11 protein-coding genes and 1 tRNA gene are annotated in these 12,238 nt (G+C 70.1%); 4 read left to right on the forward strand and 8 right to left on the reverse strand.

Going from position 1 to position 12,238, the window contains the following annotated elements; translation table 11 throughout:
* Window positions 1-10: 10 nt before the first annotated feature.
* From JWQ91_RS06385 to JWQ91_RS06395, 3 genes are all read right to left on the reverse strand, one after another.
* On the reverse strand, window positions 11-1,021 hold the full coding sequence (locus JWQ91_RS06385; RefSeq protein WP_297782027.1) for an aldo/keto reductase family protein: 1,011 nt from the start codon (window positions 1,019-1,021) through the stop codon (window positions 11-13).
* Window positions 1,022-1,093: 72 nt separating this feature from the next.
* Window positions 1,094-3,193, reverse strand: a complete 2,100-nt coding sequence (locus JWQ91_RS06390; protein WP_297782028.1) for a RecQ family ATP-dependent DNA helicase — start codon at window positions 3,191-3,193, stop codon at window positions 1,094-1,096.
* Window positions 3,194-3,205: 12 nt separating this feature from the next.
* On the reverse strand, window positions 3,206-3,985 hold the full coding sequence (locus tag JWQ91_RS06395; RefSeq protein ID WP_297782029.1) for a putative protein N(5)-glutamine methyltransferase: 780 nt from the start codon (window positions 3,983-3,985) through the stop codon (window positions 3,206-3,208).
* 56 nt (window positions 3,986-4,041) lie between these two features.
* Here JWQ91_RS06395 and JWQ91_RS06400 point away from each other — a divergent pair, with 56 nt between their 5' ends.
* The gene (locus JWQ91_RS06400; protein WP_297782030.1) at window positions 4,042-4,416 is read left to right on the forward strand and encodes a hypothetical protein; all 375 of its coding nucleotides are present in this window, start codon (window positions 4,042-4,044) and stop codon (window positions 4,414-4,416) included.
* Window positions 4,417-4,610: 194 nt separating this feature from the next.
* On the opposite strand, the gene JWQ91_RS06405 is transcribed toward JWQ91_RS06400, so the two are convergent.
* From JWQ91_RS06405 to JWQ91_RS06415, 3 genes are all read right to left on the reverse strand, one after another.
* Window positions 4,611-4,687: transfer RNA gene (locus JWQ91_RS06405), tRNA-Val, on the reverse strand.
* 216 nt (window positions 4,688-4,903) lie between these two features.
* Window positions 4,904-5,362 carry a peroxiredoxin gene (locus tag JWQ91_RS06410; protein ID WP_297782031.1) on the reverse strand — a complete coding sequence of 153 codons (459 nt, stop codon included), beginning with the start codon at window positions 5,360-5,362 and terminating at the stop codon, window positions 4,904-4,906.
* Window positions 5,363-5,383: 21 nt separating this feature from the next.
* Entirely contained in the window at window positions 5,384-5,770 is a 387-nt protein-coding gene (locus tag JWQ91_RS06415) for a DUF3052 domain-containing protein (RefSeq protein ID WP_297782032.1), read from the reverse strand.
* Window positions 5,771-5,897: 127 nt separating this feature from the next.
* On the opposite strand from JWQ91_RS06415, the gene aceE reads away from it, so the two are divergent.
* Both aceE and JWQ91_RS06425 read left to right on the forward strand, forming a co-directional pair.
* Complete coding sequence (aceE, locus tag JWQ91_RS06420; RefSeq protein ID WP_297782033.1) at window positions 5,898-8,654, forward strand: pyruvate dehydrogenase (acetyl-transferring), homodimeric type; 2,757 nt, start codon at window positions 5,898-5,900, stop codon at window positions 8,652-8,654.
* Between the two features lie 48 nt (window positions 8,655-8,702).
* Entirely contained in the window at window positions 8,703-9,785 is a 1,083-nt protein-coding gene (locus JWQ91_RS06425) for a phosphatase PAP2 family protein (protein ID WP_297782034.1), read from the forward strand.
* Between the two features lie 18 nt (window positions 9,786-9,803).
* Here JWQ91_RS06425 and JWQ91_RS06430 read toward each other — a convergent pair whose 3' ends face one another.
* Window positions 9,804-10,751, reverse strand: a complete 948-nt coding sequence (locus tag JWQ91_RS06430) for an alpha/beta fold hydrolase (protein ID WP_297782035.1) — start codon at window positions 10,749-10,751, stop codon at window positions 9,804-9,806.
* A gap of 90 nt (window positions 10,752-10,841) precedes the next feature.
* Between JWQ91_RS06430 and JWQ91_RS06435 the strand changes: the two genes are divergently transcribed.
* Window positions 10,842-11,672 (forward strand): phosphopantetheine-binding protein, encoded by an 831-nt coding sequence (locus tag JWQ91_RS06435; protein WP_297782036.1) that lies wholly within the window; start codon window positions 10,842-10,844, stop codon window positions 11,670-11,672.
* Window positions 11,673-11,714: 42 nt separating this feature from the next.
* Here the strand turns inward: JWQ91_RS06435 and JWQ91_RS06440 are convergent, their stop codons facing one another.
* On the reverse strand, window positions 11,715-12,224 hold the full coding sequence (locus JWQ91_RS06440; RefSeq protein ID WP_297782054.1) for a DUF3145 domain-containing protein: 510 nt from the start codon (window positions 12,222-12,224) through the stop codon (window positions 11,715-11,717).
* Window positions 12,225-12,238: the final 14 nt, after the last annotated feature.

Genomic DNA, 12,238 nt, shown 5'->3' on the forward strand with positions numbered 1-12,238 from the left:
TGTCGAAAGGTCAGGTCGGCCGCGACGACGGCGTCTGCTGGCCCGTCAGCGAGGCGTCACGCACGACGACGTCGCCCAGCGCGTCGTCGATCGCCGCCATGACGTCGTCGCCCAGCGTGATGCCGGAGGCCCTCGCGTTGTCGGTGACCTGCTCGGGGCGGGAGGCCCCGACGATCGCCGCGGAGACGTTGGGGTGCCGGAGCACCCAGGCGACCGCGAGCTGCGCCATCGTGACGTCGGCGGCCTGCGCGATCGGCTCCAGGCGGGCGACCGCCTCGAGCACGTCGTCCCGGAGCCAGCGGCTGATCATGTTGGACCCGCCCTGCGCGTCGGTCGCGCGGGAGCCCTCGGGCACCGGCTGGCCGGGCTTGTACTTGCCGGTCAGCACACCCTGCGCGATCGGTGACCACACGATCTGGCCCAGTCCCAGCTCCTCGCTGGTCGGGACGACCTCGTCCTCGATGACTCGCCACAGCATCGAGTACTGCGGTTGGCTCGAGATCAGCGAGATGCCCAGGTCCTGGGCGAGGGCGTGGCCGTCGCGGATCTGCTCGGCGGTCCACTCCGAGACCCCGATGTAGAGCGCCTTGCCGGACCGGACGACATCGGCGAAAGCCTGCATCGTCTCCTCGAGCGGCGTCTCGATGTCGTACCGGTGGGCCTGGTAGAGGTCGACGTAGTCGGTCTGCAGCCGGGTCAGCGAGCCGTTGATCGACTCCATGATGTGCTTGCGCGACAGGCCGGAGTCGTTGGGTCCGCCCGGGCCGGTCGGCCAGTAGACCTTGGTCAGGATCTCGACCGACTCGCGACGCTCGCCGGCCAGGGCGCGGCCGAGGACCGACTCGGCCTTCGTGTTGGCGTAGACGTCGGCCGTGTCGAAGGTCGTGATGCCCTCCTCGAGGGCCTGCCGCACACACGCGGTCGCGGCGTCCTCCTCGACCTGCGATCCGTGGGTCAGCCAGTTGCCGTAGGCGATCTCCGAGACCTTGAGACCGCTGTTGCCGAGATATCGATGCTCCATGCGTCCAACGTACGACCTGTCACAACTCGCCGGACCGGAGCTGGGACCGGGACCGGGCGTGAGCGGTGCGGATCAGGCGACGACGGCCAGGGCCAGCGGGAGCACGGGACCCGACCCGGCGCGCCGGAGCTCCCGGGCCGCGACGGTCAACGTCCACCGGCTGTCGACCCGGTCGTCGACCAGCAGGACCGGCGCCCCGCCGAGGCCGCGGAGGCGCTCGGCGAGGTCCGGGCCGACCGCGAACGATCCCCACACGCCGCCGAGCCGGTAGGCGCTGTTGCCGCCGGACTCGCCGGTCGGGCCGTCGCCGACAAGGTCGAGCGAGCCGAGGTCCTCGAGCCGGCCGATCCGGGCGATGCCCCGGGCCAGGGTGTCGACGAGCTGCGGCTTGGACCGGGACGGGATGCTGACGACCGCCGCCGGCCGCTCGGTCCAGCCCCAGTCCTTCAGCACCCGGACGCAGGCCCCCAGCAGGTCGTCGGTGACCGGGACGTCCGGCGCGCCGGCGGCGAACAGCTCGCGCAGCACGCCGCCCCAGCCGAGATCCGTCAGCCGGGCGACGGCCCGGCCCGGCTCCGCCCGCTCGTCCTTGGCGATGTTGCCCGAGGCCACCGACCCCTTGGGCCACTGCGCACGCGGGTCGATCTCGACGCCGACCCGGTCCAGCGTGCTCGACGCGGTCGCGGCAGCGGCGTCGTCGACACCAGTGGGGAACCACGGCGCGGTGCAGTTGTCGCACCGGCCGCACGGGCTCGCGGTCGGGTCGTCGAGATCGCTCTGCAGCATCTCCATCCGGCAGGACGTGGAACGTTCGTAGGTCAGCATCGACTGCGCCTCGACCGAGCGGGCCTCGGCGATCCGCTCATAGCGCTCCCGGTCGTACGTCCACGGCTGTCCCGTCGCGACCCAGCCGCCCTGGACCCGGCGGACGGCACCGTCGACGTCGAGCACCTTGAGCAGCAGCTCGAGCGGGGTGCGACGGATGTTGACGAGGGCCTCGAGCGCCGGGGTCGAGAGGGCCTCGTCGGTGCGGAGCTCCCCGATGACCTGGGCGGCCCGCTCCTCGGTCGGCATCGAGGCGGTCGCGAAGTAGCGCCAGATGTCCTGGTCCTCACGGCCCGGCAGGAGCAGCACGTCGGCGTTGTCCGTCGCACGGCCGGCGCGGCCGACCTGCTGGTAGTAGGCGACCGGCGACGACGGCGCGCCCAGGTGGATGACGAAACCCAGATCGGGCTTGTCGAAGCCCATCCCGAGCGCGCTGGTCGCCACCAGCGCCTTGATCTCGTTGTCCTTGAGCTGGCGCTCGAGCTGCTCACGCTGCTCGGGGTCGGTGCGGCCGGTGTAGGCCCGGACGGCGTGGCCCCCGTCGCGCAGCAGCCGGGCCGTGTCCTCCGCCGCGGAGACCGTCAATGCATAGATGATGCCGCTGCCGGGCAGCTCGGCCAGGTGACTCAGCAGCCAGCCGAGCCGCTCGCGCGGGCCCGCGAGCTCGAGGACGCCGAGGCGCAGCGACGTGCGTGCGAGGGACCCGCGGATCGTCAGCACCTCGCCGACGGCACCGAGCTGCTCGGCGACGTCGGTCACGACCCGCGCGTTGGCGGTCGCCGTCGTCGCCAGCACCGGCAGGTCGGGGGGCAGCTGCGCGATGAGCTCGGCGAGCCGGCGATAGTCGGGGCGGAAGTCGTGTCCCCAGTCCGAGATGCAGTGTGCCTCGTCGACGACCAGCATGCCCATCCGCTCGATCAGCGCCGGCAGCTGCTCGTCGCGGAACCTCGGGTTGTTGAGCCGCTCCGGCGACACCAGCAGGATGTCGACCTCGTCGGCGGCGAGCCGGGCGCGCGTCTGCTCCCACTCGTGCGGATTGGCGGAGTTGATCGCGACCGCCCGCACCCCGGCTCGCTCCGCGGCCGCGACCTGGTCGCGCATCAACGCCAGGAGCGGTGACACCAGCAGGGTCGGACCCGCGCCGCGCTGGCGGAGCAGCAGTGTCGAGATGAAGTAGACCGCCGACTTGCCCCAGCCGGTGCGCTGCACGACGAGAGCGCGGCGGTGCCCGTCGACCAGGGCCTCGATCGCCTCGAGCTGGCCCTCGTGGAAGACCGCGTCGTCGCGACCGGTCAGCCTGCGGAGCGCGGAGGAGGCGTCGGTCTCGGTGGTCGTCGAAGAAGGCATGCCTGCATCGTGTCAGGCTCCGCCGACACCCCGTCCTCCGACGACCGCGGTGCCGTCGAGGTCCTCGTCGCGGACCGCCCTGGGCACCAGTCCGCCGCCGCGGAACGCCGCCGCGGTCAGCGCCGCCTGTCGAACGCTCGTCTCGACCAGCAGCCGTCCGCCGGGCGCCAGCCAGTCCCCCGCCGCGGCCGAGACCCGCCGGTGCAGGTCGACGCCGTCCGTGCCGCCGTCCAGCGCGACCCGAGGCTCGTGGTCCCGTGCCTCCGGCGGCATCAGCGCGATCGCGTCGGTGGGTACGTACGGGGCGTTGACCACCAGCAGGTCGACCCGGCCGCGCAGCGTCGTGGGCAGCGCGTCGAGAAGGTCGCCCGCCAGCACGGTCCCGCCCAGCGGCTCGACGTTGCGTCGCGCGCAGGCGACGGCGACCGGCTCGATGTCGGCGGCGTACAGCTCCAGTCCCGGGAGCCGGGCCGCCAGCGCGACGGCGACCGCCCCGGTGCCGCAGCACAGGTCGACCACGACCGACCCCGGCTCGAGCCCGCGCAGGCCCTCGCGGACGAGCACCCCCGTGCGGACCCGCGGCACGAAGACGCCGGGGTCCACCAGGATCCGCTGCCCGCAGAACTCGGCCCAGCCCACGACAACCTCGAGCGGCTCTCCGGCGACGCGGCGCACCAGCTTCGTCTCCAGCTCGTCCGGGGTCGGAGCCGACCCGAGGAGGATGCTCGCCTCGTCCTCGGCGAAGACGCTGCCGGCGGCGCGCAACCGCGCCACGATCTCGGCCTCGTCCATGCCGAACATCGTGGCAGACGTTGGCGGCGCGTCATCCGATCGGCGACAGTGATCCCATGCGACCACGCCTCCTCGTGCCGGCACTCGTGCTGACCGCCGCCACCGCTGCGGCCTGCTCGGACGGGTCCGGCGAGACGCCGACGGTCCGGGTCGCTCCCGACACCCGGTGTGACCAGGACGACGCGTCGGACGATGCCAAGGACACTGTCGAGCGCGTCGGAGGACTGCGCACGGAGGACTTCGTCGTGAGGTTCGCCGAGAGCACCCGGCTGGGCGTCGTCGCGCTCGTGGACGGCGACATCGGCACGGCGTACGAACGGCTGCACGGGACGTACGGTGTCGCGGTCGTCGGCCGGAGCGAGGACAAGGACGCGGACCACGTGACGGGCTTCCAGCAGGTCCGCGAGCTGGTCGACGCGTTCTGCCGCTGAGCGGCCGTCCGAGCTCGACGATTGCCCCGACCAAAGAGCAGTCAGGGCAACCGTCGATGGTGGGCGAAGAGGGACTCGATCCCCCAAGCACTCCGCTGCGCTCCGTGCAGGGGGTACCCCCACCCAAGGGGTTCTCGTGCTCGGTCCGAGATCGACGGTTGCCCCGACCAAAGAACAGTCAGGGCAACCGTCGATGGTGGGCGAAGAGGGACTCGAACCCCCGACCTTCCGGGTGTAAACCGGATGCTCTAACCAACTGAGCTATTCGCCCTCAGGACCAGGCGAAACGTTACCGCAGTCGCGCCGTTCGCCCCGAATTCTCGGGGGCCCCACCACGCAAAGGCCACGACTGCCAAGGTCTCGGGTCCCTGGCAGCCGCAGCAACCTCATCAAACCGCATCGCCGGGGCGAGGCGCAGCCAATTGCGGAGATTGAACGCCTTGTGCGGCACTTTTCTCAGAAAGGAACGCCTCAGGGACGGCCTGTCTCAGGAAAGGCCGGCCAGGGCGGTGCGGTAGTCGCCGAGATCGCGCGCCTCGCCGATCCCGTTGACGACCTGCCACTGCAGGATGCCCTCACGATCGATCACGAACGTGCCGCGGTTGGGCGCGCCGGCACCGTCGTTGAAGGTGCCGTACGCCCGCGACACGTCGCCGTGCGGCCAGAAGTCGCTGAGCACCGAGAACGTGTAGCCGTCCCGCTCCGCGAAGGCCCGGTTGGAGAAGAAGTGGTCGCACGAGACCGCCAGGATCTCGGCGTCCTCGGTCTGGAACTCACCGAGGTTGTCACGGAGCTCGCACAGCTCACCGGTGCAGATGCCGCTGAAGGCGAAGGGGAAGAAGACCAGCACGACGTTCTTGCCGCGGAACGACGACAGCGAGATGTCCTCGCCGTGCTGGTTCTTGAGGGTGAAGTCGGGTGCCTTGTCTCCGATGCTGAGTGTCATGCCCAGCAGCGTAGGGGCACCTCAGCGCTTGTGCGCCGTGAGTCTCGTCGCAGCCCATTCGGCCGTCGCCGCGGACGTCGTCGTGACTGACAACCCCGCGATCTCCGCCGCCTCGACCACATCGGCGCCCGGGACGTAGTTGTCACGCCCCACCTTCGGCGTGAGCAGCCACACCGAGCCGCCCTCGATCAGGTCCTGGAGGGAGTCGACCAGCGCATCGGTGAGATCACCGTCGCCGTCGCGCCACCAGAGGATGACACCTTCAACATCATCGCCGTGGTCGCCGTCCACCAAGTTGTGACCGGTGTGACGCTCGACCTCGACACGAAGCTCCTCGTCGACGTCCTCATCCCAGCCAAGCTCCTGGATGACGGTGTCAGGACCGAAGCCCAGCTTGCCCGCGTCCACCGGTATGTCTCCCTTACGTTCGTCGAAAACCTACTGAAAAGTAGGTTCGTCAGCACGGTTGCCGGTATCACAGTAGCGAACCCGAGGTGGAATGATGGACACGTCCACAAGACACTTGGGAGTCAACATGCCGCAATCCGGCCACGAACGTCCGCCAGTCATCCATGAAGGTCTCCCGACCCAACTGCCTGACATCGATCCGGAGGAGACGGCAGAGTGGGTCAGCTCGCTCGACGAGATGGTCGACAGCCGCGGGCGGAGCCGTGCTCGCTACGTCATGCTCAAGCTGCTGGAGCGTGCCCGCGAGCAGAACGTCGGGGTGCCCGCGCTGCGCAGCACCGACTTCATCAACACGATCCCGCCGGAGCGTGAGCCCTGGTTCCCCGGCAACGAGGCGATCGAGCGCCGCATCCGCGCCTACATCCGCTGGAACGCCGCCGTCATGGTGTCGCGCGCCAACCGTCCCGGCCTCGGCGTCGGCGGCCACATCGCGTCCTACCAGTCGGCCGCGAGCCTGTACGAGGTCGGCTTCAACCACTTCTTCAAGGGCAAGGACCACCCCGGTGGCGGCGACCAGATCTACTTCCAGGGACACGCCGCGCCCGGGATCTACGCCCGGTCGTTCCTCGAGGGCGGCCTGAGCGAGACGCAGCTCGACCGCTTCCGCCAGGAGCACTCCCACGGCGCCGGCAACGGCCTGTCGTCCTACCCGCACCCACGGCTCATGAGCGACTACTGGGAGTTCCCGACGGTCTCGATGGGACTCGGCGCGATCAACTCGATCTACCAGGCCCGCTTCAACCGCTACCTGCACAACCGCGGCATCAAGGACACGAGCCAGCAGCACGTGTGGACGTTCCTCGGCGACGGCGAGATGGGTGAGCCGGAGTCCCTCGGCGCGATCGGCATCGCCGCCCGCGAGGAGCTCGACAACCTGACGTTCGTCGTCAACTGCAACCTGCAGCAGCTCGACGGTCCGGTGCGCGGCAACGGCAAGATCATCCAGGAGCTCGAGTCCTACTTCCGCGGCGCGGGCTGGAACGTCATCAAGGTCGTGTGGGGCCGCGAGTGGGACGACCTGCTGGCCCGCGACTCCGACGGCGTCCTGGTCAACCAGATGAACCGCACGCCCGACGGCGAGTTCCAGACCCTCTCGGTCGAGACCGGCGCCTACAACCGTGAGCACTTCTTCGGCCCCGACCCGCGCCTGCGGGCGATGGTCGAGCACCTCTCCGACGCCGACATCGAGCGGCTCCCACGCGGTGGCCACGACTACCGCAAGGTCTACGCCGCGTTCGAGGCCGCGCAGAAGCACACCGGCCAGCCGACCGTGATCCTGGCGCACACCATCAAGGGCTGGCTGCTGGAGTCCTTCGCGGGACGCAACGCCACACACCAGATGAAGAAGCTCACCAAGGACGACCTCAAGGGATTCCGCGACCGGCTCAACATCCCGATCTCCGACGCCCAGATCGACGGGGACAGCCTCCCGCCGTTCTACCACCCGGGTGAGGGCAGCGAGGAGATCCAGTACATGAAGGCCCGTCGGGAGGCGCTCGGTGGCTCGCTGCCCAAGCGCGTCGTCAACCCGACGAGTGTCAAGCTGCCCGAGGACAAGGTCTTCGACGAGCTCAAGAAGGGCTCGGGCAAGCAGCAGATCGCCACGACGATGGCGTTCGTCCGCCTCCTGCGCGATCTCATGAAGGACCCCGAGATCGGCCCGCGGATCGTCCCGATCGCGCCGGACGAGTACCGCACGTTCGGCATGGACTCGATGTTCCCGTCCGCCAAGATCTACAACCCGGCCGGGCAGCAGTACGACTCGGTCGACCGCAAGCTCCTGCTGGCGTACAAGGAGTCGGCCCAGGGCCAGCTCCTGCACGAGGGCATCAGCGAGGCCGGTGCCATGGCCTCGGCGATCGCGGCCGGCAGCGCGTACTCGACACACGGCGAGCCGATGATCCCGGTCTACCTGTTCTACTCGATGTTCGGCTTCCAGCGCACCGCCGACTCGATCTGGGCGATGGCCGACCAGCTGGCCCGCGGCTTCCTGATCGGCGCCACCGCCGGCCGGACGACGCTGACCGGCGAGGGCCTGCAGCACGCCGACGGCCACTCGCCGCTGATCGCGCAGACCAACCCGGCGGTCGTGCACTACGACCCCGCGTTCAGCTTCGAGATCAGCCACATCGTCAAGTACGGCCTCGAGCGGATGTACGGCACGAGCGACTCGTTCCCGCACGGCGAGGACATCATCTTCTACATCACGGTCTACAACGAGGCCTTCAACCAGCCCGCTGAGCCGGACGACGTCGATGTCGAGGGGATCCTCAAGGGCGCGTACGTCTATCGCAAGGCGACCGGTGGTGACGCGACCGCGCGCATCATGGCGTCGGGCGTCTCGGTCCCGTGGGCGCTCAAGGCCCAGGAGATCCTGGCGAACGACTACGACGTCGCCGCCGACGTCTGGTCCGTCACGTCGTGGAACGAGCTGGCCCGCGACGCCGTCGCCGCCGAGAAGTGGAACCTCAACAACCCCGGCGAGTACAGCCGGATGCCCTACATCACGGCCCGGCTGATGGACACGTCCGCCGTCACGGTCGCGGTGAGCGACTACATGCGAGCCGTGCCCGACCAGATCGCCCGCTGGGTGCCCGGGCCGTGGCAGTCGCTCGGCACGGACGGCTTCGGCTTCGCGGACACGCGCGCCGCGGCTCGTCGGACGTTCCAGGTCGACGCTGAGTCGATCGTCGTGTCGGTCCTGCAGACGCTCGCGCAGAAGGGCAGCGTCCCGGCGGAGACAGCTCGTCAGGCATTCACCAGGTTCCGGATCGACGATCCGACTGCCGTCGCAGGGGTGGCCCAGGAGGGTGGCGACGCCTGACCGCGGCCTCACAAGAGACTCTCAGTCGCGACCCTTAGGATGTCGCTCATGCTTCGTTGGCCCTACACCTTTGCGGTGTGTCTCTCCGCGATCGTGGGTGCCACGGCCATCTGGGCCTCGCAGCACTACGACGTGCCAATGCGTGACCCCGACGGATTCCTCGGGCCGGCCTACATCCGCCTGCCGCTGATCGCCGTGCTGTTCTTCGCGGTCGGCATCGTGCCGTCGGCGATCCGGAACGTCGGGATCCGCCACTGCCTCGCCGAGATCCGCCGGATCTGGCGGGAGGAGTGGAACTGGCGTCGCGTCGGCAACATCCTGGCCGGGCTGATCTCGTTCTACATCTGCTACGTCAGCTACCGGAACCTCAAGAGCGACCTGCCGCAGGTGCGTAGCCACCGGTACGACAAGGAGCTGCTGGACCTCGACAACTGGATGTCGTTCGGCCACGACCCGGCCCGGCTGCTGCACGACTTCCTCGGCACGAGCTTCTCGGCGCAGGTCCTGTCGGTCATCTACGTCGCCTATCTCCCGCTGATCCCGCTGACCCTCGGCGCGTTCCTCGTGTGGGGCAAGGACATGTCGCTGGGCGCCTGGTACGCCACGGCGCTGAGCCTCAACTGGGTGCTCGGCGTCATGAGCTACTACAGCCTGCCCACGCTCGGCCCCGCGTTCTACGAGCCGCAGCGCTTCCTCGACCTGCCCGACACGAGCGCCGCCCAGCTGCAGAGATCGCTGTTCAGGGCGGCCGGGCGGTTCTACCAGGACCCCTCGGGCGGCAGCACGTACGGCATCGCCGGCTTCGCCTCGCTGCACGTGTCCGTCGTGGTGTCGGCGTGCCTGTTCCTGCGCGCCACCCGGCAGAAGCGGGCCATCCAGATCATCGGCTGGGTCTACCTCGGCCTGGTCGTGCTCGCGACGGTCTACTTCGGCTGGCACTACATCGCCGACGTCTTCGCCGGCGCGTTCATCGGCTGGGCCGCCGTCGTGATCGGTGCCTGGGCCACCGGCAACACCAAGTGGCAGAAGCGTCGCAGACTGGTGGAGGTGTCGGCGGCCGCCGGGGCGGCCGAGACGGCTCCTCACGGGGATCCGACGCCCGGTCAGGTCCCGGCCGAGCGGTCCCGCTGACCGTCGCCGGCGCCGCGATCAGCTGATCGCGGGCTCGACCGCGACCGGCGGAACGCTCTCCAGCTCGTACGTGTCGCCGCGGCGCAGCAGCGCCCGCCACCTGCCGCGGTGGTAGTGCGCCGGCTCGGTGGACGCGACGAACTCCGTCACGATCCGGCAGAACTCCTCGGGGTGGTCCCGGTGCGGGAAGTGCCCCGCGTCCGGGAGCACGTGGACGTCGGACACCTGCGTCGGCGCGAGGTCGGCGTGCGAGGACGGGATGACCATGTCCTCGCGGCCCCAGATGACCAGCACCGGCATGAGCCGGGCGAGGTAGCTGCGGTCGGTCATCGTCACGAACTGCCCGCGCCAGTCCAGGACGTGGCTCGTGACCCGCTGCACGGCCGTACGCTGTGCCGGATCGGCGAGCGCCTCGTAGATGCGCGCCACCTCGTCGAGGTCCCGCGTGGCGCTGATCGGCAGCCGCGACAGCGACCGCAGCGCGCCGGCGACGGCGGGGCGCCACGGGCGGAACGTCGCCGCCGCGATGGCCAGGCCGCTGCCCGGGATCGTCAGGAGGCGGATCAGCGGGCTGACCTCCTTGCCGAGACCCCCCGTCGACACCAGCACGACCCGCTCGGTCCGGTCGGGGAACTGGTAGGCGAACTGCATCGCGACACCCCCGCCGAAGCTGTGGCCGACGACCGTGACCTTGTCGATGCCGAGCACCGTGAGCAGGTCCCGCATGCCGTTGGCGTAGCCGCCGAGCGAGTAGTCCGCGTTGGGCTTGTCGGACTCGCCGTGGCCGAGCAGGTCCGGGGCGATGACGGTGTAGTGCTCGGCCAGGGCCGGCACGACCTCGTCCCACGTGGACGAGTCGCAGGCCAGCCCGTGCAGGAGCAGCAGGGCCGGGCCGGAGCCCGAGATCCGGAACGCTCGACGGTAGCCGTGCACCACGACGTACTGGACGTCTCCCGGGCTCTCCATCGGCCCATCCTAGGGTCGGCCTCGGCGGGGCGCGTGCCGAACCCCGGTCGGGGCGCCGTGACGCCGCCCACGCCTCGATAGACTGGGCGGGTGCCTTCCCCCACCACGGTCCACGAGCAGCTGACGGACATCCTGGTCCGCGTGGTCGGCTGTCCCGCCGACGCGGTCGTGCCGGGAGCCACGCTCAAGGAGCTCGGCACGGACTCCCTGACGATCGTCGAGGTCGGCGAGGAGCTCGGCCGGCGGTTCGACATCCACCTGTCCGACGAGACGATCGACTCGCTGGTGACGGTCAAGGACGCCATCGACGCCGTCGTCAGGCATGATGGCCCGAAGCAGCCCCGTACGCCGAGCGTGCCGCGGGTCGCCGACATCCACACAGCAGCAGCCACCGACAGGGCAAGGACCGTGCACCCAGAGGATCACCACGAGCGTCGCCGCCGGGCGACGGGATTCTTCATCTGGTTCGCCGTGATCGGCGGCGTCATCGGCGTCGTCCTCGGCGTGGCCGGAGCGGCCCTCGTCAGCGTGACCGGGATCAGCGCCGCCGACCTCCCGCCCGTCTCGGCCACGACGACCCCCACCCCGACCGAGACGACGACCAAGGCACCCACCGCCAAGCCGACGGAGACCGCCGGTGAGCCGGAGCCCTCGATCACGGCGTCGAGCACGCAGATCTCCCCCGGCCAGAAGTTCACCCTCGAGGGCGTCTTCCCCGGCAGCGACAAGGGCGAGGCGTTGCAGGTCGAGGTCAAGGACGAGGGATCGGCGTGGGACGACTTCCCGATCCAGCCCGTGACCCGCGACGGTGGGACGTTCAAGACCGAGCTCTACACGTCACGGACGGGCGCCCGGGAGTTCCGGGTGACCAACACCGAGACCGGCGACTCGACCCCGGCGGTCAAGGTCGAGATCGGCTGACCGCCGGCTGGTCGGTCCCGGATCTCCCGGGCCGCTCCCGGGTCAGATGACCTGGTGCAGCCAGCGCACGGGTGCGCCGTCGCCGGCGTGGCGGAACGGCTCGAGCTCGGCGTCCCAGGCGACGCCCAGCAGCCCGTCGAGGGCCGTCTCGATGTCGACCTCGCCGAGCGCGGCCTTGACCCGGAACGCCTTGATGCGGTCCTCGGGGATCAGGACGTCCCCGTGCAGCCCCGTCATGGCGTGGAAGATGCCGAGCCTGGGCGTGTAGGAGTAGCGCGCCCCCTCGGTCGAGGCGGTCGGCTCCTCGCTGACCTCGAACCGCAGCTGCTCCCAGCCGCGGAGCGCGGAGGCGATCTTCGCCGCCGTCCCGGCGGGCGCCTGCCAGGACAGCTCGGCCCGGTAGGTGCCGGGCTCGGCCAGCTGCGGGACCCACGCGATGTCCGGGGTGCCTCCGAGCACGCCGGCAGCGGCCCACTCGACGTGTGGGCACAACGCGGATGCCGCTGAGTGCACGAAAAGTACACCCCTGGTCGGGGTCGTCGGCGAAGACATGTTCATTCGGTGCC

The organism is Aeromicrobium sp. (genome assembly GCF_025965075.1).
Lineage (GTDB): Bacteria > Actinomycetota > Actinomycetes > Propionibacteriales > Nocardioidaceae > Aeromicrobium.